The 26,008-nt window shown below is 66.2% G+C and carries 26 protein-coding genes and 1 tRNA gene; 6 read left to right on the top strand and 21 right to left on the bottom strand.

Annotated elements, in window-relative coordinates:
- Window positions 1–15 precede the first annotated feature (15 nt).
- From BLQ28_RS31800 to BLQ28_RS31760, 9 genes are all read right to left on the bottom strand, one after another.
- Window positions 16–1,440: an amidase gene (locus tag BLQ28_RS31800; protein ID WP_093247330.1), complete on the bottom strand. Its 1,425-nt coding sequence runs from the start codon at window positions 1,438–1,440 to the stop codon at window positions 16–18.
- A complete protein-coding gene (locus tag BLQ28_RS31795; protein ID WP_093247329.1) occupies window positions 1,437–2,924 on the bottom strand; it encodes an ABC transporter substrate-binding protein in 1,488 nt (495 codons plus the stop codon). Before BLQ28_RS31795 ends, BLQ28_RS31800 begins: the two co-directional genes overlap by 4 nt.
- Window positions 2,925–3,154: 230 nt before the next feature.
- A complete protein-coding gene (locus tag BLQ28_RS31790; protein ID WP_093247328.1) occupies window positions 3,155–4,645 on the bottom strand; it encodes an ABC transporter substrate-binding protein in 1,491 nt (496 codons plus the stop codon).
- Window positions 4,646–4,781: 136 nt separating this feature from the next.
- Entirely contained in the window at window positions 4,782–5,615 is an 834-nt protein-coding gene (locus BLQ28_RS31785; protein ID WP_093247327.1) for an ATP-binding cassette domain-containing protein, read from the bottom strand.
- Complete coding sequence (locus BLQ28_RS31780) at window positions 5,612–6,604, bottom strand: ABC transporter ATP-binding protein (RefSeq protein WP_093247326.1); 993 nt, start codon at window positions 6,602–6,604, stop codon at window positions 5,612–5,614. The genes BLQ28_RS31785 and BLQ28_RS31780 overlap by 4 nt, the downstream gene beginning before the upstream one ends.
- A gap of 5 nt (window positions 6,605–6,609) precedes the next feature.
- Window positions 6,610–7,485: an ABC transporter permease gene (locus BLQ28_RS31775; RefSeq protein ID WP_093247324.1), complete on the bottom strand. Its 876-nt coding sequence runs from the start codon at window positions 7,483–7,485 to the stop codon at window positions 6,610–6,612.
- Window positions 7,482–8,324 (bottom strand): ABC transporter ATP-binding protein, encoded by an 843-nt coding sequence (locus BLQ28_RS31770; RefSeq protein WP_093247325.1) that lies wholly within the window; start codon window positions 8,322–8,324, stop codon window positions 7,482–7,484. The genes BLQ28_RS31775 and BLQ28_RS31770 overlap by 4 nt, the downstream gene beginning before the upstream one ends.
- A gap of 5 nt (window positions 8,325–8,329) precedes the next feature.
- Window positions 8,330–9,205, bottom strand: coding sequence for an ABC transporter permease (locus tag BLQ28_RS31765; RefSeq protein WP_093247324.1), 876 nt, complete (start codon window positions 9,203–9,205; stop codon window positions 8,330–8,332).
- Window positions 9,202–10,152, bottom strand: coding sequence for an ABC transporter permease (locus BLQ28_RS31760; protein ID WP_093247323.1), 951 nt, complete (start codon window positions 10,150–10,152; stop codon window positions 9,202–9,204). The genes BLQ28_RS31765 and BLQ28_RS31760 overlap by 4 nt, the downstream gene beginning before the upstream one ends.
- 144 nt (window positions 10,153–10,296) lie before the next feature.
- Between BLQ28_RS31760 and BLQ28_RS31755 the strand changes: the two genes are divergently transcribed.
- Complete coding sequence (locus BLQ28_RS31755) at window positions 10,297–10,572, top strand: YfhL family 4Fe-4S dicluster ferredoxin (RefSeq protein WP_093247322.1); 276 nt, start codon at window positions 10,297–10,299, stop codon at window positions 10,570–10,572.
- Here the strand turns inward: BLQ28_RS31755 and BLQ28_RS31750 are convergent.
- The 8 genes from BLQ28_RS31750 to BLQ28_RS31715 form a co-directional block, all read right to left on the bottom strand.
- Window positions 10,558–10,905 carry a hypothetical protein gene (locus tag BLQ28_RS31750; RefSeq protein WP_256327533.1) on the bottom strand — a complete coding sequence of 116 codons (348 nt, stop codon included), beginning with the start codon at window positions 10,903–10,905 and terminating at the stop codon, window positions 10,558–10,560. The genes BLQ28_RS31755 and BLQ28_RS31750 overlap by 15 nt on opposite strands.
- Before the next feature lie 180 nt (window positions 10,906–11,085).
- The gene (gene pth / locus BLQ28_RS31745) at window positions 11,086–11,718 is read right to left on the bottom strand and encodes an aminoacyl-tRNA hydrolase (protein WP_093247320.1); all 633 of its coding nucleotides are present in this window, start codon (window positions 11,716–11,718) and stop codon (window positions 11,086–11,088) included.
- Window positions 11,719–11,802: 84 nt separating this feature from the next.
- Window positions 11,803–12,489, bottom strand: coding sequence for a 50S ribosomal protein L25/general stress protein Ctc (locus BLQ28_RS31740; RefSeq protein WP_093247319.1), 687 nt, complete (start codon window positions 12,487–12,489; stop codon window positions 11,803–11,805).
- A gap of 96 nt (window positions 12,490–12,585) precedes the next feature.
- Window positions 12,586–13,560, bottom strand: coding sequence for a ribose-phosphate pyrophosphokinase (locus tag BLQ28_RS31735; RefSeq protein ID WP_093247318.1), 975 nt, complete (start codon window positions 13,558–13,560; stop codon window positions 12,586–12,588).
- 140 nt (window positions 13,561–13,700) lie between these two features.
- A tRNA-Gln gene (locus BLQ28_RS31730) sits at window positions 13,701–13,777 on the bottom strand.
- 69 nt (window positions 13,778–13,846) lie between these two features.
- Window positions 13,847–14,728 carry a 4-(cytidine 5'-diphospho)-2-C-methyl-D-erythritol kinase gene (gene ispE / locus BLQ28_RS31725; RefSeq protein ID WP_093247317.1) on the bottom strand — a complete coding sequence of 294 codons (882 nt, stop codon included), beginning with the start codon at window positions 14,726–14,728 and terminating at the stop codon, window positions 13,847–13,849.
- On the bottom strand, window positions 14,725–15,243 hold the full coding sequence (locus tag BLQ28_RS31720) for a lipoprotein insertase outer membrane protein LolB (RefSeq protein ID WP_093247316.1): 519 nt from the start codon (window positions 15,241–15,243) through the stop codon (window positions 14,725–14,727). The genes ispE and BLQ28_RS31720 overlap by 4 nt, the downstream gene beginning before the upstream one ends.
- The gene (locus BLQ28_RS31715) at window positions 15,240–17,090 is read right to left on the bottom strand and encodes a tetratricopeptide repeat protein (RefSeq protein WP_093247315.1); all 1,851 of its coding nucleotides are present in this window, start codon (window positions 17,088–17,090) and stop codon (window positions 15,240–15,242) included. The genes BLQ28_RS31720 and BLQ28_RS31715 overlap by 4 nt, the downstream gene beginning before the upstream one ends.
- 81 nt (window positions 17,091–17,171) lie before the next feature.
- Here BLQ28_RS31715 and mutM point away from each other — a divergent pair, with 81 nt between their 5' ends.
- The 3 genes from mutM to mutY all read left to right on the top strand — a co-directional run bounded on the left by mutM (window position 17,172) and on the right by mutY (window position 21,112).
- Window positions 17,172–17,984, top strand: a complete 813-nt coding sequence (gene mutM / locus BLQ28_RS31710; RefSeq protein ID WP_093247314.1) for a bifunctional DNA-formamidopyrimidine glycosylase/DNA-(apurinic or apyrimidinic site) lyase — start codon at window positions 17,172–17,174, stop codon at window positions 17,982–17,984.
- An 88-nt stretch (window positions 17,985–18,072) separates the two neighbouring features.
- Window positions 18,073–20,040 (top strand): dynamin family protein, encoded by a 1,968-nt coding sequence (locus BLQ28_RS31705; protein WP_093247313.1) that lies wholly within the window; start codon window positions 18,073–18,075, stop codon window positions 20,038–20,040.
- A gap of 37 nt (window positions 20,041–20,077) precedes the next feature.
- A complete protein-coding gene (mutY, locus tag BLQ28_RS31700; protein WP_093247400.1) occupies window positions 20,078–21,112 on the top strand; it encodes an A/G-specific adenine glycosylase in 1,035 nt (344 codons plus the stop codon).
- A gap of 4 nt (window positions 21,113–21,116) precedes the next feature.
- Here mutY and rapZ read toward each other — a convergent pair whose 3' ends face one another.
- Genes rapZ through BLQ28_RS31680 form a run of 4 tightly spaced genes read right to left on the bottom strand, consistent with a single transcriptional unit; the run spans window position 21,117 to window position 24,864 of the window.
- Window positions 21,117–21,992: an RNase adapter RapZ gene (rapZ, locus tag BLQ28_RS31695; protein ID WP_093247312.1), complete on the bottom strand. Its 876-nt coding sequence runs from the start codon at window positions 21,990–21,992 to the stop codon at window positions 21,117–21,119.
- Window positions 21,989–23,671, bottom strand: a complete 1,683-nt coding sequence (gene recN, locus BLQ28_RS31690; RefSeq protein ID WP_093247311.1) for a DNA repair protein RecN — start codon at window positions 23,669–23,671, stop codon at window positions 21,989–21,991. Before recN ends, rapZ begins: the two co-directional genes overlap by 4 nt.
- Before the next feature lies 1 nt (window position 23,672).
- Entirely contained in the window at window positions 23,673–24,587 is a 915-nt protein-coding gene (locus BLQ28_RS31685; RefSeq protein ID WP_093247310.1) for an NAD kinase, read from the bottom strand.
- Window positions 24,588–24,597: 10 nt separating this feature from the next.
- Window positions 24,598–24,864: a hypothetical protein gene (locus BLQ28_RS31680; protein WP_093247309.1), complete on the bottom strand. Its 267-nt coding sequence runs from the start codon at window positions 24,862–24,864 to the stop codon at window positions 24,598–24,600.
- Window positions 24,865–25,427: 563 nt separating this feature from the next.
- Between BLQ28_RS31680 and BLQ28_RS31675 the strand changes: the two genes are divergently transcribed.
- The gene (locus BLQ28_RS31675; protein ID WP_093246977.1) at window positions 25,428–25,730 is read left to right on the top strand and encodes a hypothetical protein; all 303 of its coding nucleotides are present in this window, start codon (window positions 25,428–25,430) and stop codon (window positions 25,728–25,730) included.
- An 11-nt stretch (window positions 25,731–25,741) separates the two neighbouring features.
- Entirely contained in the window at window positions 25,742–25,945 is a 204-nt protein-coding gene (locus tag BLQ28_RS31670) for a hypothetical protein (RefSeq protein ID WP_093247308.1), read from the top strand.
- Window positions 25,946–26,008: the final 63 nt, after the last annotated feature.

Here is a 26,008-nt window from a genome sequence, read left to right as displayed (position 1 = left end):
GGGCCCGGTGTTCTTTCAGCGCCCGGGCACTTGTGGCCAGGGGCGTTGCACTTCCCGGATCTGCTCGAACGCACGCGACACACGCAGCACGCCGAGATCGTCGAAGCGCTGCCCCGCGATCTGCAGGCCGATGGGCAGACCGCCTGCCGAGTAGCCGCAGTTGACCGAAGACGCCGGCTGCTCCGACATGTTGAACGGCACCGTGAAGCCGATGTGCTCCAGCGGCCGCAACGGATCATTCGTCGGCGAAGGCGCCTCTGCCGCGGCGGGCATGTTGGGTGACACCGGCGAGATCACGTAGTCGAAGCGTGCGCATGCCTGGACGGCCGCCACGCGCGTGGCGTGGAACTGGCTGAACCCACGGAACACATGCTCGCCGCTGAACTCGGCCGCGCTCTCGGCCCACTCGCGGATGTAGGGCAGCACCTTCGCGCACTGGTCGGGGCGCAGGGCCTTCATGTCCACCAGCGAGCGCATGCGCCACAGGTGGTCCATGCCGTCGAGCATGGCCTGCGACATGAAGGGCTGCATCGTCTCGACGATGGCGCCGGCCTTCTCGAACAGGCGCGCCGCGTGTTCGACGGCCGTCTGTATCTCGGGCTCGACCGCAAGGCCGCAACCCGCGTCGAGCAGCAGCCCGATGCGCAGGCCGCGCAGGTGATCGGGCGATACGTCGAAGCCGGCCCAGTCGATGTCTTGCGCCGGCAGGCTCATGCTGTCCCGCGCGTCGGGCTTGGCCAGCGCCTGCATCATCAGCGCGGCATCGCCGACGCTGCGCGTCATCGGACCCGCCGCGCGGCCCATGTACGGCGGATCGATCGGAATGCGCCCCAGGCTCGGCTTGAGCGTGAAGATGCCGCACCAGCTTGCAGGCAGCCGCAGCGAGCCGCCGATGTCGGTGCCCAGGTGCAGCGGACCGTAGCCCGCGGCAGCCGCCGCACCGGCACCCGCGCTGGAGCCGCCCGGTGTTCGGCTCAGGTCCCACGGGTTGCGCGCCAGCGTGTGAAAGCTCGACAGGCCCGACGACAACATGCCGTAGTCGGGCATGGTGGTCTTGCTCACGATCACCGCGCCGGCTTCCTTCAGGCGCGCGGCAGGCGGTGCGTCGGATGCGGCGGGCTTCAGGTCGACGGCGGCCGTGCCGGCGGGCAGCGGGTCGCCGCGCGTGGCGATGTTTTCCTTGATGGTGGTCGGCACGCCGTCGAGCGGGCCGAGCGCATCGCCGCGCTGCCAGCGCGCTTCCGACGCGCGTGCCTGCGCGAGCGCTGCCTCGGGCCGAAAGAGCCACGTGGCCTGCAGGTGTGGCTCCCAGCGTTCGATCTGCGCGATCACGGCCTGTGTGACCTCGACCGGCGAGAGCTTCTTTTCGCGATAGGCGGCGGCGAGTTCCTGCGCGGACAGGTCGCTCAGCAGATGTGCATCGGACACTGCGGCGTTCATCCCCAGGACAGCGCCGACAGGTCGTTCACGAAGATCGGGTTCTCTTTCCAGAGGCCCTTGACGTTCTTCTTCGCGATGGTCGGGAACTGCGGCTGGTACAGGAAGCCGTTGGCTGCGTCGGTGGCCAGCATCTTCTGCGCATCGCCCAGCAGCTTGTTGCGCTCGGCGGCGTTGCCCGTGGTCTTGATCTTGTCGAACAGCGTGTTGAACGCCTTCGACTGGTAGCCCCAGTAGTAGTCCGACTTGGCGTAGTTGCCGAGGTCGAAGGGTTCGACGTGCGACACGATCGACAGGTCGTAGTCCTTGTTGCCATACGTGCCGCTGAGCCACTGCGCCCATTCGACGTTCTGCACCTTCACGACGATGCCGATCTTGGCAAGCTCGGCCACGATCACTTCGCCGCCCTGGCGTGCGTAAGGTGGCGGCGGCAGCGTCATCGTGAGCTCGAGCGGTGTCTTCACGCCGGCTTCGGCGAGCAGCTTCTTGGCCTTCTCGACGTCGAAGGGGTTGATGCCGGTGGTGTCGACATAGCCCGCCGCGCCCGGCACGTAGTGGCTGCCGATGGGCACGCCGAAGCCGTCGGCTGCGCCTTCGATCACGGCCTTGCGATCGATGGCCGCAAGGATGGCGCGGCGCACGCGCACGTCGTCCAGCGGCTTCTTGCGGTTGTTGATCGACAGGATGGTCTTGGCGCGCGAGCCCGCCAGGATCACCTGGAACTGCGGGTTCATCTTGAACTGCGGCACCACGCGCGTGCCGATGCGCGTGAACACGTCCACGTCGCCCGCCATCAGCGCGGCGGCCTGAGCGGCCGTGTCGGAGATGAAGCGGAAGGTGACCTTGTTGATCTTCGCGGTGGCGGGGCTGCGGAAGCCATCCCACTTGCTCAGCGTGAGCGATGAGCCCTTGGCCCAGCTGTCGAGCTTGTAGGGGCCGGTGCCGATCGGCTTGTTGGCGTTGGTCTCGGCGCTCTTGGGCTCCACGATGACCGCGGTGGCCTGGCCCAGCACGAAGGGCAGGTCGGGGTCGATCTCCTTGTTGATGATGACGACGGTGTAGTCGTCGATCACCTGCGTGGCGAGGTTCGCGAAGGTGCGCTTGTCCTTGTTTGTGCTCTTCTCGCCGCCGGCGCGGTCGAACGAGAACTTGACGGCCGCCGCGTTGAAGGGCTCGCCGTTCTGGAACTTCACGCCGCGCTTGAGCTTGAAGGTGTAGGTCTTGAGGTCGGGCGAGACTTCCCAGCTCTCGGCCAAAAGCGGCGTGACGTTGCCGTCGGCGTTGATCTTGGTGAGCGTCTCCAGGATGTTGTACTGCACGACCTCGGCGATCGCGGCCGCTGCGCCCGTGGTCGGGTCGAGCCCCGGCGGTTCGAGCGCCATGCCGATCACGATGGCGTCCTTCCTGCCCTGCGCCATGCCGGCGAGCGGAGTGGCCAGCGCGACGGTGGCGCCAGCGGTGGTAAGGAGGGTGCGGCGGTTCAACATACGTGTGATCTCCGGAAAAACAAGCCAGGGTCGAATGACTGCTTCGGCGTGCGCTGTGCCCCGAAGGGAGGCGCGACACCGCGAAAGAACGGACACGCAGCACGAAAGATGCCACGTGCGCAGCCGGTCATTCTCTCGCAGCAGGCACGCTGGCGTGCGCTTGCGAAGGCGGTTTTTCCTCGGGACGTTCCCGTAGGGCGCGGTCGGGTCCGGCCCTGCCCGGAGCCCTGTCAGGCCCAGGACAACGCGGCGATGTCGTTCACGAAGATCGGTGCGTCTTTCCAGAGGCCGCGCAGGTTGCGCGCCGCCACCGTGATGAACTGCGGCTGGAACAGGAAGACGTTGGCCGCGTCCTCGGCCAGGATGCGCTGCGCATCGCCGAGGTAGCGCAGGCGGTCCGCGCTGCGTGCGCTGTTGCGTGCCTTGTTGAACGCGTCGTTGAACTTCGCCGACTGGTAGCCCCAGTAGTACTCGGGCTTGGTGTAGTTCACGAGGTCGAAGGGCTCGACGTGCAGGATCAGCGAGAGGTCGTAGTTCTTGTTGCCATAGGTGCCGCTCATCCATTGCGCCCATTCGACGTTCTGGATCTTCGCGACGATGCCCACCTTGGCCAGTTGCGCGGCGATGAGCTCGCCGCCTTGCCGCGCGTAGGGCGGGGGCGGCAGCACGAGCTCGAGTTCGAGCGGTGTCTTCACGCCGGCTTCGGCCAGCAGCTGCTTCGCCTTCTCGACGTTGTAGGGGTTGATGCCGGTGGTGTCGATGTAGCCCGGCGCACCCGGCACATAGTGGCTGCCGATGGCCACGCCACGGCCGTCCATGGCGGCTTCGATCACGGCCTTGCGGTCGATGGCCGCGGAGATGGCGCGGCGCACGCGCACGTCGTCGAGCGGCTTGCGCTTGTTGTTGATCGCAAGGATGGCCTTGCCGCGCGAGGCATTGAACACCACCTGGAAGCGCTTGTCGTTCTGGAACTGCACAAGGCTGCGCGAGACCGAGGCATGCGGAAACAGGTCGATGTCGCCGGACAGCAGCGCGGTGGTCTGCGCGGCAGGCTCCGAGATGAAGCGGAAGCTGGCCTTGCGGATCTGAACCGCCTCGGCGTTGCGAAAGCCGTCCCACTTGGCAAGCACGATGCCCGAGCCCTTGGACCAGCTGTCGAGCCGGTAGGGGCCGGTGCCGATCGGCTTGGTGGCGTTGGTCTCGACCGTCTTGGGGTCGACCAGGATGGCGGAAGACTGGCCGAGCAGGAACAGCAGGTCGGGCTCGATCTCCTTGCTGATCAGCACCACCGTGTGCTCGTCGACCACCTGCGTCGCGATGTTGGTGAAGGTGCGCTTGTCCTTGTTGGTGCTGTCGGCCGCGGCCGCGCGATCGAACGAGAACTTGACGGTGCTGGCACTGAAGGGCTCGCCGTTCTGGAACTTCACGCCGCGCTTGAGCTTGAAGGTATAGGTCTTGAGGTCGGGCGAGACTTCCCAGCTCTCGGCCAGCAGCGGCGTGACGTTGCCGTCGGAGTTGATCTTGGTGAGTGTCTCGAAGACGTTGTAGAGCACCACTTCGGAAATCTCGGCGCCAGCCTTGGCCGTGGGGTCGAGGCCCGTGGGCTCCAGCGTGAGCCCGAGCACCAGCGCGTCTTTTTTTCTTTGTGCCAGCGCCAGGGTGGGCAGCACGAGCGGTGTCAGGGCGGCGGCGGTGGCAAGCAGGGTGCGTCGTTTGAGCATGATGAAGCGGTGTCCTCCAAACAAGGGGCAAGCATCATCCGCGAGGCGGGGGGCTTTGCGCAACCAGATGCTTATGACCCACTCATCCTAGGCGAGGCGGGCGACGCCCCGGTGTCAGGCCGGCTTCATGCCGCGTTCATGCCGCGAGCAAGGCGCCGCCCGTGGGCGTGTGTGGCACCGCATCGAGCAGTGTGCGCGTGTAGGGATGCTGCGCGTGCCGGAACAACTCGCCGGGCGGGCCCTGCTCGACGATTTTGCCTTGCCACACCACACACACGTCGTCGCACAGGTGGTTGACCACCGCGAGGTCGTGGCTGATGAGCAGGTAGCTGATGCCGAACTGCTGCTGCAGGTCCTGCATGAGGTTGAGCACCTGGGCCTGCACGGACACGTCGAGTGCGCTCACGGGTTCGTCGGCCACGATGAGTTTGGGCCGCGTGATGAGCGCGCGTGCGATGGCGATGCGCTGGCGCTGCCCGCCCGAGAACTCGTGCGGGTACTTGTCCATGTCGGTGGTGCGCAGGCCCACGGCGGCGAGTGCTTCTGCAGCGCGCTCGCGTTGAACCGCGCGGCTGGTTTCGGCCAGCGCTTCGAGCGGCTCAGCGACGATGCGTGCCACGGTCTGGCGCGGATCAAGAGAGCCGTACGGGTCTTGGAACACCATCTGGAAGTCGCGCCGCGCGGTGCGCAGCTCGGCCTTCGACAGCGCATGCAGGTCGCGGCCTTCGAGCGAGACGGTGCCCGAGGTCGGTGTGTCGAGCGCCATCACGAGGCGTGCGATGGTCGACTTGCCGGAGCCCGATTCTCCGACGATGCCGACGCTCTTGCCGGCCTCGACCTTGAAGCTCACGCCGTTGAGCGCCTTCACGGTCGGCGGTGGGCCGAAGAGCTTTTCACGCGGCATCGCGTAGTGCCGAACGAGGTCGGTCACGGCCAGCAGTGGCGTGGAAGAAGAAATGGATTCGCTCATGGTGCGAGGGCAAGGCCTTTGGCCGCGATTTCTTCGAGGCGGATGCAGCGCACTGCGTGGTCCTGCGGCAGCATCGTGGCAGGTGGCCGCGTGGTCTGGCAGGCGTCGATGGTGTAGCTGCAACGGCCCGCGAACGGGCAGCCCGGTGGCAGATCGACCAGCTCGGGCACGCTGCCCTTGATGGTGGCCAAGCGCAGGCCGCGCGGCGCGCCGAGGGCGGGGCGCGCGGCGAACAGGCCTTGGGTGTAGGGATGGGCGCGACGCGCGAACACGGCCTCGGTCGGGCCGCTCTCGACCACGCTGCCGCCGTACATCACGAGCATCTTCGAGACGCTCTGCGCGATCACGCCGAGGTCGTGCGAGATCAGGATCAGCGCCATGCCGCGCTCCGCGACCAGGCTCTGGATGAGTTCGAGGATCTGCTTCTGGATCGTGACGTCGAGCGCGGTGGTCGGCTCGTCGGCGATCAGCAGGTCGGGTCCGCAGGCGAGCGCCATCGCGATGCCGATGCGCTGGCGCTGGCCGCCCGAGAACTGGTGCGGGTAAGCGTCCAGGCGCGAGGCTGCATCGGGAATGCCCACGCGGTCGAGCAGCGCGAGCACTTCCTTGCGTGCTTCCGCCTTCGAGAGGCCGCGATGCAGCCGCAGCGGCTCGCCGACCTGGCGTGCGATGGTGTGCACCGGGTTCAGCGCCGTCATGGGCTCCTGGAAGATCATGCCGATGCGGTTGCCGCGGATCTGGCACATGGACTTTTCGTCACGGCCGACAAGCTCGGTGCCGTCGAACCTGATGCTGCCGGTGACGTCGGCGGTGGAGGGCAGCAAGCCCATCAGCGACATCACGGTGATCGACTTGCCGCAGCCCGATTCGCCGACGATGCCCAGCGTTTCGCCGCGCTCCAGCGAGAACGAAACGCCGCGCACGGCCTGCGCCGGGCCGCGCTGCGTCTGCAGGCCGATGTGGAGGTTGTTGACTTCGAGAAGAGGCATGGCGCTCAGCGGGCGCGGGCGAGGCGAGGGTCGAGCAGATCGCGCAAGCCATCGCCCAGCAGGTTCAGGCCCAGCACGGCCATTGCGATGGCCATGCCAGGGAACACGGCGAGCAAGGGCGCCTGGAACATCATGGTCTGCGCCTCGCTGAGCATGCGGCCCCACGAGGGTTGCGGCGGCTGCGTGCCCAGGCCCAGATAGGAGAGGGCGGCCTCGGCCAGGATGGCGATGGCGAAGCGGATCGTGATCTGCACGATCAGCACCGCCGAGATGTTGGGCAGCACGTGCTGCATCGTGATCGCGAACGGGCCCTTGCCGCAGGCGCGCGATGCGGCGACGTACTCGCGCGACCAGATGGCATTGGCCGAGGCGCGCGTGATGCGCGCAAAGGTCGGGATGTTGTAGATGCCGATCGCGATGATGGCGTTGACGATGCCGGCGCCGAACACCGCCGTGAGCATGATCGCCGAGAGGATGGCGGGGAAGGCCAGCGAGAAGTCGGTGAGCCGCATGATGGCTTCTTCGACCCAGCCGCGCTTCGCGGCCGCCAGCAGGCCCAGTGCAGTACCAACGACGAGGCCGATGCCGACCGCGATCACGCCCACAAGAATCGATGCGCGTGCGCCCACGAGCAGCAGCGAGGCGACATCGCGCCCGTAGGTGTCGGTGCCAAGCCAGTGCGAACCGGTCGGTGGCTTGAGCTTGTTGGCCATGTCCATCTCGTAGGGCGACCACGGTGTCCAGACCAGCGAGATGGCCGCTGCAAGCAGCAGGAGCAACGTCAGCACGCCGCCGATGACGAAGCTGCGGTGCTGCAGCGCACGCCGCCAGAAACCGGGGACCTTGAGTGCGGCAGCGCTCGGGGCTGTTATGGCGCTCATATGTCGCTGGCCTTGATGCGTGGATCGATCACGGCATACAGCACGTCGACCACGAAGTTCACGATGACCACCAGCGCCGCGAGCAGCGCCTCGGTGTAGGGATGCTGCGGCGATGCGAAGAGGCGGTCGACGCGCTGCTGCTCCATCAGCTGCCCCGCGTACATCACGGCAATGCGCTGCGCCATCTCGCTGACCACGCCCATGTTGTGCGTGATGAGCACGAGCGCCATGCCGCGCTCTTTCTGCAGGTCACGCAGCAGGTCGAGGATCTGCGCCTGGATGGTGACGTCGAGCGCGGTGGTCGGCTCGTCGGCGATAAGCAGGTCGGGGCCGCAGGCGAGCGCCATCGCGATGCCGATGCGCTGGCGCTGGCCGCCCGAGAACTGGTGCGGGTAAGCGTCCAGGCGCGAGGCTGCATCGGGAATGCCCACGCGGTCGAGCAGCGCGAGCACTTCCTTGCGTGCTTCCGCCTTCGAGAGGCCGCGATGCAGCCGCAGCGGCTCGCCGACCTGGCGTGCGATGGTGTGCACCGGGTTCAGCGCCGTCATGGGCTCCTGGAAGATCATGCCGATGCGGTTGCCGCGGATCTGGCACATGGACTTTTCGTCACGGCCGACAAGCTCGGTGCCGTCGAACCTGATGCTGCCGGTGACGTCGGCGGTGGAGGGCAGCAAGCCCATCAGCGACATCACGGTGATCGACTTGCCGCAGCCCGATTCGCCGACGATGCCCAGCGTTTCGCCGCGCTCCAGCGAGAACGAAACGCCGCGCACGGCCTGCGCCGGGCCGCGCTGCGTCTGCAGGCCGATGTGGAGGTTGTTGACTTCGAGAAGAGGCATGGCGCTCAGCGGGCGCGGGCGAGGCGAGGGTCGAGCAGATCGCGCAAGCCATCGCCCAGCAGGTTCAGGCCCAGCACGGCCATTGCGATGGCCATGCCAGGGAACACGGCGAGCAAGGGCGCCTGGAACATCATGGTCTGCGCCTCGCTGAGCATGCGGCCCCACGAGGGTTGCGGCGGCTGCGTGCCCAGGCCCAGATAGGAGAGGGCGGCCTCGGCCAGGATGGCGATGGCGAAGCGGATCGTGATCTGCACGATCAGCACCGCCGAGATGTTGGGCAGCACGTGCTGCATCGTGATCGCGAACGGGCCCTTGCCGCAGGCGCGCGATGCGGCGACGTACTCGCGCGACCAGATGGCATTGGCCGAGGCGCGCGTGATGCGCGCAAAGGTCGGGATGTTGTAGATGCCGATCGCGATGATGGCGTTGACGATGCCGGCGCCGAACACCGCCGTGAGCATGATCGCCGAGAGGATGGCGGGGAAGGCCAGCGAGAAGTCGGTGAGCCGCATGATGGCTTCTTCGACCCAGCCGCGCTTCGCGGCCGCCAGCAGGCCCAGTGCAGTACCAACGACGAGGCCGATGCCGACCGCGATCACGCCCACAAGAATCGATGCGCGTGCGCCCACGAGCAGCAGCGAGGCGACATCGCGCCCGTAGGTGTCGGTGCCAAGCCAGTGCGAACCGGTCGGTGGCTTGAGCTTGTTGGCCATGTCCATCTCGTAGGGCGACCACGGTGTCCAGACCAGCGAGATGGCCGCTGCAAGCAGCAGGAGCAACGTCAGCACGCCGCCGATGACGAAGCTGCGGTGCTGCAGCGCACGCCGCCAGAAACCGGGGACCTTGAGTGCGGCAGCGCTCGGGGCTGTGATGGCGCTCATATGTCGCTGGCCTTGATGCGTGGATCGATCACGGCATACAGCACGTCGACCACGAAGTTCACGATGACCACCAGCGCCGCGAGCAGCATCACGCAGTTGCGCACCACGATCAGGTCGCGGTTGCTGATGGCCTGGAAGATCAGCCGGCCCAGGCCCGGCAGGTAGAACACGTTCTCCACCACGATGGTGCCGGCCAGCAGCTCGGAGAACTGCATGCCCATCACCGTGATGACCGGGATCATCGCGTTGCGCAGCACGTGCGTCCACAGCACGGCGCGCTGCGACACGCCCTTGGCGCGCGCGGTGCGAACGAAGTCTTCGCGCATCACTTCGAGCACGGCCGAGCGCGTGATGCGCGCAAGGATCGCCGCCTGCACCACGGCCAGCGACAGGGCCGGCAGCAGCAGCGACTTGATGCCCGCGAAGAAGCCTTCGCCCCAGCCCTCGAAGCCACCGGCGGAGAACCACTGCAGCTGCACCGAGAACACGAGAATCAGAAGAATCGCGAACCAGAAATTGGGAATGGCGACACCGACCTGCGCCAGCCCCATCAGGCCGACGTCGCCGAGCTTGTTGTGGCGGGCGGCAGCGGTCACGCCCACCAGCAGGGCGATCACGATGGTCAGCGTCATGGCCAGCAGCGCGAGCGGCACGGTCAGCGCCAGGCGTTCGAGGATCAGGTCGAGCACGGGCGAGCTGTAGGCGTAGCTGTCGCCCAGGTTGCCGGTGAGCAGGCCGCCGATCCAGTGCCAGTAGCGGGTCCACGCGGGTTGGTCGAGGCCGAGCTTGGTCGCCAGTGCCGCAACGGCTTCGGGCGATGCGTCCGGGCCCATGAGCATCTGCGCGGCGTTGCCGGGCAGGATCTCCAGGACCAGGAAAACGATGACGGAGGCGCCGATCAGCGTGCCGATCAACGTGGCGAGGCGCTTGAATAAAAACAGACTCATGGGGCGGGGCGCAGCATAACTGACTCCTGCAACAAGCGTGCCGCTTATGAGACCTTTGTCACTAACCGGCATGCCGCCCTGATGCGGTCGGGGGCTCCAGGCGGCCCGAAGAGGCCCGGCGCCCGACGCGTCGATAATTGGGGGATGGCCCTCATGATCACCGACGAATGCATCAACTGCGATGTCTGCGAGCCCGAGTGCCCGAACGATGCGATCTACATGGGCGCCGATTTCTATGAAATCGATCCGCACAAGTGCACCGAGTGCGTGGGTCACTTCGACGAGCCGCAGTGCGTGCAGATCTGCCCGGTGGCGTGCATTCCCCTGAACCCCGAGCACGTGGAAAGCCGCGAGACGCTGATGCAGAAGTACCAGCGCCTCACGGCGATCAAGGTGACGGCGGCTTCAGCCGGCGTCTGAGCCGGCGGACTTCCGCTTCTTTTTCTTCTTGTGCGCCGGCGCATCGCCGGCTGCCTTGGCACCCGGCGCGCCGGTGAAGCTCAGGCTGGACTTGCGTGGCTCGCTGGCCGCCTTGCTCGCGCGCTCCCGGGATTTCTGCTCGGCCAATGCCAGTCGCCTGTCGGCCATGGCCGCGCTTCTGGCTTCCCGCGCCGCTTGCTGATCGCGGTCGTGTGCTGCCTTCTCCTGGAACAACCGACTGCGTTCCAGCTGGTCGGCCTGGGTTCGGGCGCTGCGCGTGCCGGAGTCGGCCGCCCGGCGGTCCTGGTCGCTGCGGTTGTCTTCCACCTTCACCGTCTTGCCGCCTTCGCAGGGGCGATCGGAGTAGGCGTTGCCGCATCGCCATGTCTGGGCGGAAACGCCCAGGGAACAGAGGCAGGACGCTATTGAAAATATAGCGATCCAGGCCTTTCCTGTTCTTGTTCTTCTCTTCCTCATTTTTATTTCTCTCCCTCCCTGCACTCCCGTGGCCGGCTAGGTGGCGGCAGGCGTGCCCCCTTCGCCGGGCTCCCGTCGCGGCGGTTTGGGCCGCGGCGGTTTGCTCGTGTGAATCAGCAAGGTCGCTTTTTCCATCTCGCCAGCCACGAGCGCCGGCGTGGCGTGCAGCGTGCGGACGATGGCGTCCTCGATCAGTTCACGTTGTTCTTTCAGCGGCTTCTTGAGCACCCAGTTGACGACCTCCGACTTCACGCCGGGGTGGCCGATGCCCAGGCGCAGCCGCCAGTAGTCGCCGGTGCCGAGTTGCGCATGGATGTCGCGCAGGCCGTTGTGGCCCGCATGGCTGCCGCCGAACTTGAGCTTGACCTGGCCGGGCACCACGTCGAGTTCGTCGTGCACCACGAGGATTTCTTCGGGCGCGATCTTGAAGAAGCGCGCGAGCGCGGCCACCGACTTGCCCGACAGGTTCATGAAGGTCTGCGGCTCCAGCAGCCAGATGCTTTGGCCGCCGATGTTGGCGCGCGCCGCGAGGCCGTGGTAGCCGCGCTCGGGCACGAGGTTGAGTTTCCAGTCGCGCGCGAGGGCGTCGATCCACCAGAAGCCCGCGTTGTGCCGCGTGGCTTCGTACTCAGGGCCCGGGTTTCCGAGGCCGACGAACAGCTTGATCATGGCCGGGATTATCCCGCCGCGAAAAAGCAAAAGGCCCGCACGGGGCGGGCCTTTTGGCGCTTTCGCGCGCTTGCGAAGAAGAGATTACTTCTTGGCAGGCGTCTTGGCAGCGGGGGTCTTGGCTGCAGGCGCAGCCTTGCCACCCTTGCCGGCCGGCGCTGCTGCGGCGGCTGCATCGGCAGCGCCTTCAGCGGGAGCGTCGACTTCTTCAGCCGCCGGCGACACGGCCGAAGCCAGCACCGGGTTCACCTTGCCGTGGCTGACCCACTTCACGCCCTTGGGCAGCTTGATGTCCTTCAGCGTGACGGTGCCGTTCTTCTTCAGGCCCGACAGGTCGACTTCGATGAACTCGGGCAGATCGCTCGGCAGGCAGTTCAGTTCGAGTTCGGTCGTCACGTGGTTGACCAGGTTCAGGTCGATCTTGACGGCTTCGGATTCTTCTTCACCCTTGAAGTGCACGGGCACCTTCATGGTCAGGCGGGTCTTGGCATCGACGCGCTGGAAGTCGATGTGTTGCACCAGTTGGCGGAACGGGTGGTACTGCACGTCACGCAGCAGCACCTTGCTGACGTTGCCGCCGAGTTCCATTTCGAGCACGGTCGAATGGAAGGCTTCCTTCTTGAGGGCGTGCCACAGCGCGTTGTGATCGATCTCGATCAGTTGCGGCTGGGTGTCACCACCGTAGACGATGCCGGGGGTCTTGCCCGAAACGCGGAGACGGCGGCTCGCACCCGTGCCCTGCTTTGCGCGCTCAAAAGCGACGAATTTCATAACTAGCTCCTGTAAGAGTCCACCGCGACCAGTGCGACTCCGGTTCAACAAGGGCTCCTGTCCCGGAAAGGGAGAGGAGCCCGCTTTTTGCTCAGATCAGAACAGGTTGTCCTGGTCCGAGAACAAACTCATCACCGACTCGCCCTTGGCAATGCGCTGGATCGTTTCGGCGATCAGCGGTGCCACGGAGAGCTGGCGGATCTTTCCGCAGGCGAGGGCCGCATCGGAAAGAGGAATGGTGTTGGTCACGACCACTTCGTCGAGGGCCGAGCCCTGCGTGATGCGCTCGATGGCCGGACCCGAGAAGATCGGGTGCGTGCAGTAGGCGTAGACGCTCTTGGCGCCACGCTCTTTCAGCACTTCGGCCGCTTTGACCAGCGTGCCGGCCGTGTCGATCATGTCGTCCATGATCACGCAGTTGCGGCCGTCGATCTCGCCGATCACGTTCATGACTTCGCTGACGTTGGCCTTCGGGCGGCGCTTGTCGATGATGGCGAGGTCGCAGTTCAGTTGCTTGGCCAGCGCACGGGCACGAACCACGCCGCCGACGTCGGGCGAGACCACGATCAGGTCTTCGTAGTTCTTGGCGCGCAGGTCGCCCAGGAGGACTGGCGACGCATAGATGTTGTCGACCGGGATGTCGAAGAAACCCTGGATCTGGTCAGCGTGCAGGTCCATCGTGAGCACGCGCTCGACGCCGACGGTTTCCAGCAGGTTGGCCACGACCTTGGCCGAGATCGGCACGCGGCTCGAACGCGGGCGGCGGTCCTGGCGGGCATAGCCGAAGTAGGGAATCACGGCGCTGATCCGTTCGGCCGAAGCGCGCTTGAGCGCGTCGACCATGATCAGCAGTTCCATCAGGTTTTCGTTGGTCGGTGCGCAGGTCGACTGCACCACGAACACGTCGCGCGCCCGGACGTTCTGGTTGATCTCGACAGTGACTTCGCCATCGGAGAAGCGACCGACGCGTGCGGCGCCCAGCGAGGTGCCGAGGTTGTGCGCGATTTCTGCGGCAAGGCCAGGATTGGCGTTACCGGTGAAAACCATGAAATCAGGGTGATTAGCCTGCATGAGCGCGTCCCGGCAGTGCGAATTGGCTTAGGAAGCCGCCAAAAGGTTTCTGATGCGTGGCGGCCGGTGAGCCGCCGATTATTGCAGCGGGTGGGCTGCAAAAGAAGACTGCGGCCGTTGGGCCGCAGTTCTTGAAGATTTGGCAGGGGAGAAAGGATTCGAACCTTTGCATGCTGGAATCAAAATCCAGTGCCTTAACCAGCTTGGCGACTCCCCTACACGGGTCGATGGTTTTCACCACCAACCGATATATGTCGCATCGAATCGAAAACCGATCCGATTATCTTCAGGTTGCCCACCCCCAGAGAGGATGAACAGCCAAATTGCTGCATTGACGAACCTGCCAGCCCTCGGGGGCTTCGAGCAGTTCCGCGTCCTGCGGCGCTTGCGGCATCTTCGCGAACACCGAGCTTCCGGATCCGGTCATCCGGGCCTTCAATCCTTGGGCGCCGAGCCATTCGATGGCGTCGGTGACCGCGGGGCAAAGCCGCTGAGCAACCGGCTGTAGATCGTTGTGGCCGAAGTCGAAAACCTGGTTTCCCAAGTTTGGAGCTTCAAGCTGTTCGCTATCTGCAGCAAAGCCCGAGATTATAGCAACAGGAGTTGCACGTTCAAGATCGGGCGCAGAAAAAATTAATCGGGTATCGAGTCCTTCGGGCGGTTTGACCACCGCGAAGTGCGCGGGAGGGAGTGTAACCGGACGAACGTCCTCTCCGATGCCTTCGACCCACGCATTGCGGCCCGCGAGGAAGAAGGGCACGTCGGCCCCCAGCTTCAACCCGATGTGGGCCAGGCGTGCGAGCGGCAGGTTCAGGCCCCACAGCCGGTTCAATGCCAGCAGGCAGGTGGCGGCATCGGAAGAGCCTCCGCCCATGCCTGCCTGCGCCGGCACGTGCTTGGCGACCGAAATGTGCGCGCCCTGGCCGGGTGCGGCAAACGCCTGCAGTGCACGTGCGGCGCGCAGGATCAGGTCGTCGGCCGGCAATTCGGTCGTGAGGTCCTCGCGGCTCAACTGGCCGTCGCGACGAAGCTCGACATGCAGCGTGTCGCACCAGTCGATCAGCATGAAGACCGATTGCAGCAGGTGGTAGCCGTCATCCCGCCGGCCAGTGATGTGCAGGAAGAGGTTGAGCTTGGCCGGTGCGGGGAGGTCGTAGATCGCCTTCATGACCGCTCGAACACGATGCGCAGGTCGGCCCTGGGGCTCGGCGATTCACGCACGGCCTGCAGGCGCCCGTTGCCCAGTTGCGCGAGGTCGGGTTTCCAGCCGGGCACGGGTTCGTTGCGGCCTTCAAGCCAACCGAACAGCGCACCGACCGGAATGACCGCGCCGGTGGCCGCTTCGATCAGGGCATCGACGGAGTCGAAACGCCGGGTGTTGCTGCCGTCCTTGAGCAGGGCTTCGCCCGGTGCCCAATGCAGCTGCGCAAGCGTGCTGCCGATGGGTGTTGTGAGGGTGAGGTCGCCCGTCTCGGGCGAGCCGCGGAGTTCGAACAGCGCGGCGAAGGTCTGCACCGGCTCGCTCTCGATGCGCAGCGACATGCGGCCGCTCCAGCTGTCCGATGTCCTCGGGGCCGACGAGCCACCCGACAACTGGGCGCAGCCCGTCATCCAGAGCAGTGCCGCGCCCCCAAGGGACAGCGCGGCACGACGGCCGTTCAGCGCCCCGCCAGCGAAAGTCATGGCTTGACCCGCAAGCGCTTGAGCGTTTCCTGCAGGGTCTCGTTCTCGGCGTCGCTCAGCAGGGCTTCCTTCCAGATCGTGACCGCGCGGTCTTTCTGGCCGGTGCTCCACAGGACCTCACCGAAATGCGCGCCGATCTCCGGATCGGGCCGTGTCTTGTAGGCCGCCTCGAGGATGCGGATGGCCTCCGCCGTGTTGCCAAGCCGGAACTCGACCCAGCCCAGGCTGTCGGCAATGAACGGATCTTCAGGTGCGAGCTGCACCGCCTTCTGGATCAGCGTGCGCGCCTCGTCGAGCCGGATCTTGCGATCGGCGAACGAATAGCCCAGCGCGTTGTACGCGTTCTGGTTGTCGGGCTTGAGCTGGATCAGCCGGCGCAGCAGCCGCTCCATGTCGTCCAGGCGATTGAGCTTCTCCGCGATCATGGCCTGGTCGTAGACCAGATCGCCGTCATCCGGTTCGGCGGCCGACGCCCGGGCCAGCATGTCGTAGGCGGCCTGGTATTGCTTTGCGTCGCGCAGCAACTGCACTTCGGCGAGGAACTTCTGCTTCTTGTCGTCGGGCGAGCGCTCGGGCAGGTTGCGAATGACTTCGCGCGCCTGCGCCAGCTTGCCCTGGCGTGCCAGCAGGCCCGCACGGCGACTCTGCGCGGCCACCACTTCATCGGGTCCGTCGACGCGCGCCAGCCAGCGCTCGGCGGCGGCGAAATCCTTGCGCCGCTCCGCCAGCTGGGCGAGGGCAAGGTAGGCCTGCGAGACGGTGCGCTTGCGGTCGGAGGCATCGAGCCCGTCCTTGCCCGGGGTTCCCGACAGTTCGACGAAGCGCTTGATCGACGTCTCGGCTGCCGCGTCCTGCTTGGCCTGCATCTGCAGGCTGCCGAGCAGCAGCCACGGCTCGGCCAGCTCGGGCCGCGATGTGGTCACGGCCTGGAGCTGCGTGGTGGCTTCGTTGAAACGCCGGTTCTCGACCAGCACGCGGGCATAGGCAATGCGCAGGTCGGGCGAGGCCTTGGCGTTGTTGTTGAGGTAGCGCGTCACGATCGGCTCGGCGAGCGGCTGGCCGGGGTCGATCATTTCGAGCGCCAGCGTGGCCGGTGCGTCGGAGCTCGGGTCGATGTCCTGTCCCTTGCGTGCGGCGTCCAGCGCACCGGAGACATCGCCCGCGTTCAGGCGCAGTCGCCCGACGGTGGCCCACGCGAGCCCACCGGTGGTGGGGCTCTTGAGTTCATCGACCAGGGCCTGCTCGACCACCGAGGCGGCCAGCTTCTTGTCCGAGGCGCGCGAGTAGTTGCGCGCGATCACGGCCATCAGCAATGGGCGCTCGATCTGCGAGGTTGCCGCCACTTCGGCGCGCAGGGGCTCGACCGTCTCGCTGATGCGGTTCAGCGCAATCAAAATCTGCAGTTCGATGCGGCGTGCTTCGCGCGAGCTGGGCAGTGTTTCCTGCCAGGCGCGGGCCGCGGCGAGCGCTGCGTCGCCGGAGCGCGATTGCAGCGCGATCTCGACGGCGCGCTGGAACAGCTTGCCGTCGCGCAGTCGCCGGGCAGCGTCGAGCACCAGGGCATAACCGGAGCCCGGATCGCCCGAGCGAGCCGTCATCTCGCCCATCAGGATTTCGTAGAACAGGTCGGCCGTCAGTGCCGATTGTTGAGGCGTGGGGTCGGCGGCCTGCTTGGCGGTGGTCGCCTTGGCCCGCACCGCCGGCTTCGGCGGCGCAGGGCGCTCGATGACGGGCGCCGGGCTGCCCGAGGCGGCGGGATCCGAAGCAGATTGCGCATGAGTTGCGCAGGCCAGAAGAGCAAGAGACGCGGCCGCCGCAAGGCGGTGTCGGCGGAGCGATAGATTCATCTGGTCATAATAATCCAGCCATTTGAACGAGCGCCGCGTGGGGCTTCGTCAACGCTGCAGATCGGCAGAGCTTTACTTTTCATGCCCGAATTACCCGAAGTCGAAGTCACCCGGCGCGGCATTGCCGACCGCATTGCCGGCGCGCGCATCGATGCCGTGCGCATTGGCAAACCGTTGCGCTGGGCGTTGATGGTGTTGCCCGAAACGCTGGTCGGACGGCAGGTGCGCGAGGTGCGGCGTCGCGGCAAGTACCTGCTGATCGACCTGGATCGCGGCATCCTGCTGCTGCACCTGGGCATGTCGGGCAGCCTGCGTTTCGATGCGGCGCTGCCGCCGCCGGGCGCACACGACCATTTCGATCTGGTCACCGACCGCGGCACCTTGCGACTGAACGATCCGCGCCGCTTCGGCGCCGTGGTCTACGTGGAGGACGAAACCGCTCCCTGGGCCATCAAGTTGCTCGGCGGTCTCGGCATGGAGCCGCTGGGCGATGCCTTCGACCTCGATGCGTTCCACGCCGGGCTCAAGAAGCGCAAGACGGCCATCAAGCAGGTGCTGCTGGCCGGCGACGTGGTGGTGGGCGTGGGCAACATCTATGCCTCCGAGGCGCTGTTCATGGCCGGCATACGGCCGACGCTTTCGGCTGAGCGCATCAGCCGACCGCGGGCCGCGAAGCTCCATGCCGCAGTGCGCGAAATACTGGCCCGGGCGGTGGAGAAGGGCGGCAGCACCCTGCGCGACTTTTCCAACGTGGATGGGCAGAACGGTTATTTCCAACTGGAAGCAACCGTTTACGGCCGGGCTGGAGAGCCCTGTCGGGTTTGTGCAACGCCGATCCGGCAGCTGCGCCAGGGGCAGCGCTCCACCTACTACTGCCCCAATTGTCAAAAGTAGCTTCGGGCGCGCCCCACTGAATGCCCCGCAAACGTTTGCTCCACGACTTGCGATGCTATATTTGTAAGTAGTTTTTTACATATTCCCCTTGAGCCGCTCTTTCAATCAACAACTCGATCAGCACGGTGCCTGGCGAAGCAACTTCGCGCACCGGCTGCAGTGGCTGTCCCGCTGGCTGACCGAGAACGAGCTGCTCGACCAGTCCGTGGCCGAGCGATTGCGCGGGCTCGAGACGCAGATCCGCACCAGCAAGGTCATGGTTGCGTTCGTGGCCGAGTTCTCGCGCGGCAAGTCGGAGCTGATCAACGCGATCTTCTTTGCCGGCTACGGGCGGCGCATCATGCCCGCGAGCGCGGGTCGGACCACGATGTGCCCGACCGAACTGGGCTACGACGCCGCGCTCGCGCCCAAGCTGCGCCTGTTGCCCATCGAGACGCGCCTGGAGCCGCATTCGCTGGCCCATTGGCGCGAGAAGCCCACGCGCTGGACCGAAATCGCCATCGACGTCGGCAACGCCGAACAACTGGCGCAGGCCATGGGCAAGGTGGCCGAGGTGCTGTGGGTCGACAAGGAAGAAGCGCGCACGCTGGGCTTCTGGAACGACGACACGCCCGATGACAACCCAGTGCAGAACGCCCAGGGCCGTGTCGAAATCCCGCGCTGGCGCCACGCCGTGCTGAACATGCCCCATCCGCTGCTGGAGCAGGGGCTGGTGATTCTCGACACACCGGGCCTGAACGCGATCGGCGCCGAGCCCGAACTCACGGTGAGCCTGATCCCGCAGGCGCACGCCGTGGTCTTCATCCTCGGCGCCGAAACCGGCGTGACGCGCTCCGATCTGTCGATCTGGCGCGAGCACCTCATCACCGAGGACGAAGGCAACAACACGCGCTTCGTGGTGCTCAACAAGATCGACACCATGTGGGACACGCTGAGCACGCCCGCGCAGATCGAACAGCAGATCGAGCGCCAGCGCGACGGCGCGGCCCGCCTGCTCGAAGTGCCGCTCGCGCAGGTGCTGCCGGTTTCCGCGCAAAAGGGGTTGCAGGCCAAGATTCAGCGCGACGGTCCGTTGCTCGAAGCCAGCCGGCTGCCGGCGCTCGAGGCCCTGCTGGGCGAAGGCGTGCTCGGCAAGCGTGAAACCATGCTGCGGCTCGCTGTCGATGCCGGCATGACTGCGTTGCGCATCGAAGCCGAACGCATCCTCAAGGTGCGCCAGCGCGACCTGTCCGAGCAGGCGCTCGAACTGCAGGGGCTGCGTGGCAAGAACGTTTCGGTGATCCGCCACATGCGCGCGCGCATCGACCAGGAGCACGCCGAGTTCGAGGGCAGCAACACCCGCATCCTGGCGCTGCGCTCGGTGCAGGGCAAGCTGCTGCGCGAGGTGTACGCGGTGCTGGGTCGCACGGCGCTCAAGGCCGACATGGTGCGCCTGTCGACCGCGCTCAAGCGCCCCGGCGTCAAGTTCAATGTCCGCAAGGTGTATTCGGAGACCTTCGATTCGCTGCGCAACAACCTGCGCGAAGTGCAGGCGACCACGGCCGAGATCCAGTCGATGCTGCACGCCACCTTTCGCCAGCTCAATGCCGAGCAGGGCTTCACCCTGCAGGCGCCGGCCGAGCCCGACCTGACGGGTTTCGAGCAGGAGCTCAGCCAGATCGAGCGCAGCCACATCCACTACCTGGGCGTGGGCAACCTGCTGAAGCTCGCGCAGGCCGACTTCTGCGACAAGCTGGTGCGCGCGCTGGCCAGCCGGCTGCGGCTGGTCAATGAAGCTGCCATGACCGAGGTCGAGCGCTGGAGCAAGGGCGCGAGCGCGCAGATCGATGCGCAGCTAAAGGAGCGCCGCCGCAATTTCAGCAAGCGCATCGAGGCGATCGAGCGCATCCAGAGCGCGGCAGGCAATCTGGATGAACGGCTGCTCGAACTCGCCGCACAGGAAAGCAACCTGGCGGAGCTTCATCTGCGCCTGCGTGATTTCACGTCGCTGATCTCGCAGCATGGAAAGCCGCAGCAGGGTGCGTCAGCCGCTGTCGGCGAGTTGCGTGCGGCCTGAGCGTTCCGCCCTCGCGGCGGTTGCCACTTCTTCGAAGTTGCCCCCCGATTTCGCTGCCCAGATCGTGAGCTGGCAGCGCAGCCACGGGCGCAGCGAGCTGCCGTGGCAGAACACCCGCGATCCGTACCGCGTGTGGCTTTCGGAAGTGATGCTGCAGCAGACACAGGTCTCGACAGTGCTCGGTTATTTCGCGCGCTTTCTCGACCGCTTTCCGGACGTGAAGGCGCTGGCTGCAGGCACGGAAGACGAGGTGTTCGGCCTCTGGAGCGGCCTGGGCTACTACAGCCGCGCGCGCAACATGCATCGCTGCGCGCAGGACGTCGTCGAGCGATTCGGCGGCGAGTTTCCGCGCACCGCCGTCGAACTGGTGACCTTGCCTGGCATCGGCCGCTCGACCGCCGCGGCCATTGCCGCCTTCTGTTTTGGCGAGCGGGTCGCGATCCTCGACGGCAATGTGAAGCGCGTGCTGACGCGCGTGCTCGGCTTCGGCGGCGACATGTCTTCGTCGGCGCAGGAGCGTGCGCTGTGGGACCTGGCGACGCAACTGCTTCCGCCTGCCGAACAGCGCGAGGCGATCGCGCATTACACCCAGGGCCTCATGGATCTGGGCGCCACGGTCTGCCTGCCGCGCAAGCCGAGCTGCATGATCTGCCCGGTCAACAAGACCTGCGTGGCTCTGCGCGAAGGCGCGCCGGAGCGCTATCCCGTCAAGACCCGCAAGCTCAAGCGCAGTGCCCAGTCGCTCTGGGTGCTGCTGGCGCGCGATGAAGCGGGGCGCGTGTGGCTCGAGAAGCGGCCGGCGAAGGGCATCTGGGCGGGCCTGTATTGCCCGCCGGTGTTTGACAGCCGCGAAGACTTGCTCGCTGCACTGCTGCCCTCGGCGCAGCATGGCGCGCACGACCTGCCGCCCTTCGTGCACGTGCTGACTCACAAGGACCTGCACCTGCATCCCGTGCAACTCCAGGGCCACCAGCCGCAAGGCGAGGCGGCGCGTTGGGTCGATGCCGAGGAGTGGGGCCGGTTGGGCTTGCCTGCGCCGGTGCGCAAGCTGCTCGAAAACGGCGCGGGCTGATCGATCAGTTCGCGTCGAGTTCGCGGTGGCGCTTGAGCGCGCCCCAGCGTGCGCCGAAAGAACGCGCCAGCTGCTCGACCAGGAACACCGACCGGTGCTGCCCGCCAGTGCAGCCAATGGCCACTGTGACATAGCTGCGATGGTCACGCGCTAGTGCATCGAGCCAGTGCGACAGGAACTGTTCGATGTCGTCGTACATGCGCGCCACGTCGTCGTGCTCGCGCAGCCACTCGATCACCGGCTCGTCGCGGCCCGTGAGCGGGCGCAGTGCGGGCACGTAGTGCGGGTTGGGCAGCATGCGTACGTCGAACACGTAGTCCGCGTCGAGCGGCACGCCGCGCTTGAAGGCGAATGACTCGAACACCAGCGTCAGCGCACTTTGCGGTGCCGAGATCAGGGCCTTGATGTAGCTCTGCAACTGGGCCGGCCGGATCAGGCTGGTGTCGATCACGTCGGCACCGTCGCGCAGATCGGCCAGCAGCTCGCGTTCGAGCTCGATGGCCTGGATGAGCACGCGGTGCTGCTCGGGCACGTCGGTGCGGCCCTCCTGGCGCGAGAGCGGGTGGCGGCGACGGGTTTCCGAATAGCGGCGCAGCAGGGCGTCGGTGGTCGCGTCGAGGAACAGCGAGCGCAGCGAGACGCCATCGCGCCGCAACGCCTCGAGCTGCTGCGGAACGATCGGCAGCGACACGCCGCTGCGCACGTCCATCGCAATGGCCACGCGCGTGGCCTGCTGCTCGTGCTGCAGCGCGATGAACGAGGTCAGCAGCTCGGGCGGCAGGTTGTCGACGCAGTAGTAGCCCGCGTCTTCCAGCGCATGAAGGGCCACCGATTTGCCGGAGCCGGACATGCCGGTGATGAGCACGAGGTCGAGGTTCATGGCGCGGTCGCCGATGTCTTGTGGCCCAGCATTTCGCGCGCGTGTGCGAGCGAGGTCTGCGAGACCTTTTCGCCGCCCAGCATGCGGGCGATTTCCTTGGCGCGGTTGTCGTTGTCGAGCCGCGAGACGCCGCTTTCGGTGCGCGGGCCGTCCTTGCCGGCTGCGGCCGTCTGGCGTTTGGCCACCACGAGGTGATGGTCGGCGCAGGCGGCCACCTGCGGCAGGTGGGTCACGGCGAGCACTTGCCGGTCGCGGCCCAGTTGCTTCATCAGCCGGCCCACGGTTTCAGCCACGGCCCCGCCGACGCCGGCATCGACCTCGTCGAAGATCAGTGTCTGCGCGGCGCCGAGCTGGCTGGTCGTCACGGCGATGGCCAGGGCGATGCGCGAAAGCTCGCCGCCCGATGCCACCTTGCCGATGGCGCGCGGCGTGCTGCCGGTGTGGCCGGCCACGAGAAAGGCCACGTCTTCCAGGCCGGCGCGGCCGGGCTGCGCCAGCGGCTGCAGCTCGACCTCGAAGCGGCCGCCCTGCATGCCAAGGCCCTGCATGGCGTCCGTGACGGCCTGGCCGAGACGCGGGGCGGCTTGCTTGCGGGCCTTGCCGAGCGCCTTGGCTTCTTTCATGTAGGCCTGCTGCGCATTCTGCTCGGCGCGCTCCAGGCCTTCGAGGTCACTCTGCGCGTCGAGGGCCTGCAGCTCGGCCTGCCAGCCGGCCAGCAGCGCCGGCAGATCGGCGGGCGTGCGCTTGTAGCGGCGCGCGAGTGACATCCACAGGCCCATGCGCTCGTCCAGTTCGGCCAGGCTTTGCGGGTCGGCTTCGGCGTTGCGCAGGTAGCCATGCAGCGAATGGGCCGCGTCCGAGGCCTGCGCTACGCAAGAGGCGAGCACCTCGCCTAGCGCGCGGAATTCAGGCTCGATGTGTTCGCAGTTCTGCAGCAGCGTGGCCGCGCGCGTGAGCGCGGACAGGGCGCCGTTGTCGTCGTCTTCCAGCGCCTGGCTGGCACCCTGCGCCGCGTCGATGAGCGCTTGTGCATTCGAGATGCGCGAATGGTTGGTCGACAGCTCTTCCCACTCGTCGGCACCCGGCGCGAGCTTTGCGACTTCGGCGATCTGCCACTGAAGCCGCTCGCGTTCGCGCTGCAGAGAGTCTTGTGCCGAGCGTGCGTGCTCCAGGGCGGATAGCGCTTGTCGCCAGGCTTGCCAGGCGGCATCGAGCGCATCCGTGCGGACACCCGCGTAGGCGTCGAGCAGACCGCGCACGGCCTCGGGCCGCGTCAGGCTCTGCCAGGCGTGCTGGCCGTGGATGTCGAGCAGTCGGTCGCCCAGCTCACGCAGTTGGGTGGCGGTGGCGGGGCTGCCATTGATCCAGCCGCGGCTGCGGCCCTGCAGGTCGACCGTGCGGCGCAGCAGCAGAGCGTCGCCAGCTTCGAAGCCGCCTTCGTCGAGCCAGGCGGCCAGGGCCGGGTCGGCGTCGAATTCGGCGCTCACGTCGAGCCGTTCGGCACCTTCGCGCACCGCGCCTGCGTCGGCGCGGTTGCCGAGCGCCAGCTGCAGCGCGTCGATCAGGATGGATTTGCCGGCACCGGTTTCACCGGTCAATACCGTGAAGCCGGTGGACAGGTCGAGTTCGAGTGATCGCACGATCACGAAGTCGCGCAGTGCGATGCGTCGCAGCGCCATGTCAGGAGCCCCCTTCGTTCCAATGAAGTTTCTTGCGCAGCGTGTCGAAATAGCTCCAGCCGCGCGGATGCAGGAAGCGCACGCGGAAATCGGAGCGGCGCACCACCACGCGGTCGCCGATCACGAGCGAAGCCAGCGACTGCATGTCGAAATTGGCGCTGGCGTCGCGCCCGCCCACCAGCTCGATCACGATCTCGTCGGCATCGGGCAGCAGCACAGGGCGGTTCGACAGCGTGTGCGGCGCGATCGGCACCAGCACCCAGCCGGGCACCGCCGGATGAAGCAAAGGCCCGCCGGCGGACAGCGCATAAGCGGTCGAGCCCGTGGGCGTGGCGATGATCAGGCCATCGGCGCGCTGGTTGGCCACGAAGTGGCGGCCCACCGACACGCGCAGCTCGACCATGCCGGAGGTGGCGCCGCGATTGACCACCACGTCATTCATGGCGAGGGCGTCGAACACCGAGACGCCATCGCGCATCACCTGGGCGTGCATCAGGCTGCGATGGTCTTCCTCGTATTCGCCGGCCAGCATCGGGATCAGCGTGGCCTGGTAGTTGTCGAGCGGAATGTCGGTGATGAAGCCGAGCCGGCCGCGGTTGATGCCGATCAGCGGGATGCCGTAGCTGGCGAGCTGCCGGCCGATGCCGAGCATGGTGCCGTCGCCGCCGACCACCAGGCCGAGGTCGCAGCGCTGGCCGATTTCCTCGACCGACAGGGCCTCGTAGCGGGGATGGGCCGGGGCGCCGTCATCGGCTTCTTCCTCGCAGGTCGAGCGCTCGACGAATACCTTGCAGCCCTGCGATTCGAGGAAGGCGCCGATGCTCTCCATCACGCCGTCGCGCGCATCCGCCTGCGCGCGGGCGCCGGAAGCCTGGTATTTGCCGATCAGGGCGACGTGACGGAAGCGAGAGGTCATATCTCACAAATTACAACATCAAAGTCTTGCGCATTCGCGAAACCATGCGAGTTTTGCAAGCGCTCTCTCGTTCTGATTCGAGTGCGGCCACCACGATCCATTCCTTTGGGTCTTTTCCGAGCTCTTCGGCGAGTGCCCCAGCTATAGCTGGCGATAGGTGGCCTCTGTCGCGCGCGTTGTACAGGGCTTTGCCTGACAAGCCGAGTCGCTTAGTCCAGGTGGCGATGTTGTTGTCCTCTTTCAGCGCGTTCTCTAACAGGTTCAGCGTCGTCTGCATATCGTCAAAGTCCTCATGTTGTGGAAAGTACACAAGACGAGGAAATGATAGCCGCCAGTCTTGTACCCAAGGTGAGTACTTGTTAGATTCTTGCACGTACACATCTTGTGTACTTTTCAGGAGCCGCCATGCACCCGCCCCAAGTTGATTTCGCTGCCTTCGCGCAGTCGTCCGTCTGTCCTCCCCCACCTGCTTCGGCTAACGGCTCGGTGCCGAGTCTGGCGGCTCCCGCTGAGCCCGGGGTGGGGGTGGACCCCCCCCTTCGTTTCGATGGCGTTCTTGCGCCTGATACGCGTCCTTGCATCGCTGACATCGCCGGTGGGTGGCGTGGTGAGTGGTTCCTCGATTGGCAGGTCGGCGGGGCGTTGGATGCGCCTGATGAGACACCGCTTGGTGGTCACTACAGCTTGGAGATTGGCGATCACGCGCGCTCTGTAGGGCATCGCTACCCGCACTGGCTGACGGGGCGTATGTGACCCGCTAGCTCGTAGCCCTGCGGGTCAGGGCTTCCAGCTGGCACGTCGCCAGAACCTCAAGCCTGAAATAGCGGCACGAAAGAAACCATGAACCACACGTCTCTCATTCAAATCATCAAGGTCGGTCCGGTGCAGGACAAGACGTTCGAGGGCCGCTCGTATCAGGTGCAAGAGGCTGAGTGCATCCTGATGAATGACGACGGCACGCCTGAGTCGGTCGGCGTGCTCCGCCTGGACGAAAAGATGCGCGGCCAGAACGCCCCCAGCGTCGGCACCTACAGCGCGAAGTTCTCGCTGAAGCCCTCGCCCAAGGATCGCAAGATCGGCGCGGTGCTCACGGGCCTGACGCCCGTTGGCAAGGCTGCTCAACCGCAACCGCCGAAGCCGTGATGCTTGGGTGCTTGATCAACGGCTGCGTGGTGCCGGAGTCCGAACTCTGGCGCTTGATCTTCGCGGCCATCGCGGTCGGTGTTGCTGGCGGCGTCGTGTTCTCCACGGTGATCAGCAAAGCGCTCGATCTGGCGTTGCTGGTGGTCGAGCGTCGTCATCGTATCGAAGCCGCGCGCACCCGCGATCACTCGCAGGTGCCGTCGATTCATGGCTGACCCTCAGGTCATTCAGTGCGCAGCGCAGTGCGTCGTCACGGTGGTGCACCAGCTGTCGTTCCC

The sequence above is a fragment of the Variovorax sp. EL159 genome (genome assembly GCF_900100965.1).
Lineage (GTDB): Bacteria > Pseudomonadota > Gammaproteobacteria > Burkholderiales > Burkholderiaceae_C > Variovorax.
Note: the sequence above shows the minus strand (reverse complement) of the source record. Positions and strands in the feature narration are given on the sequence as shown.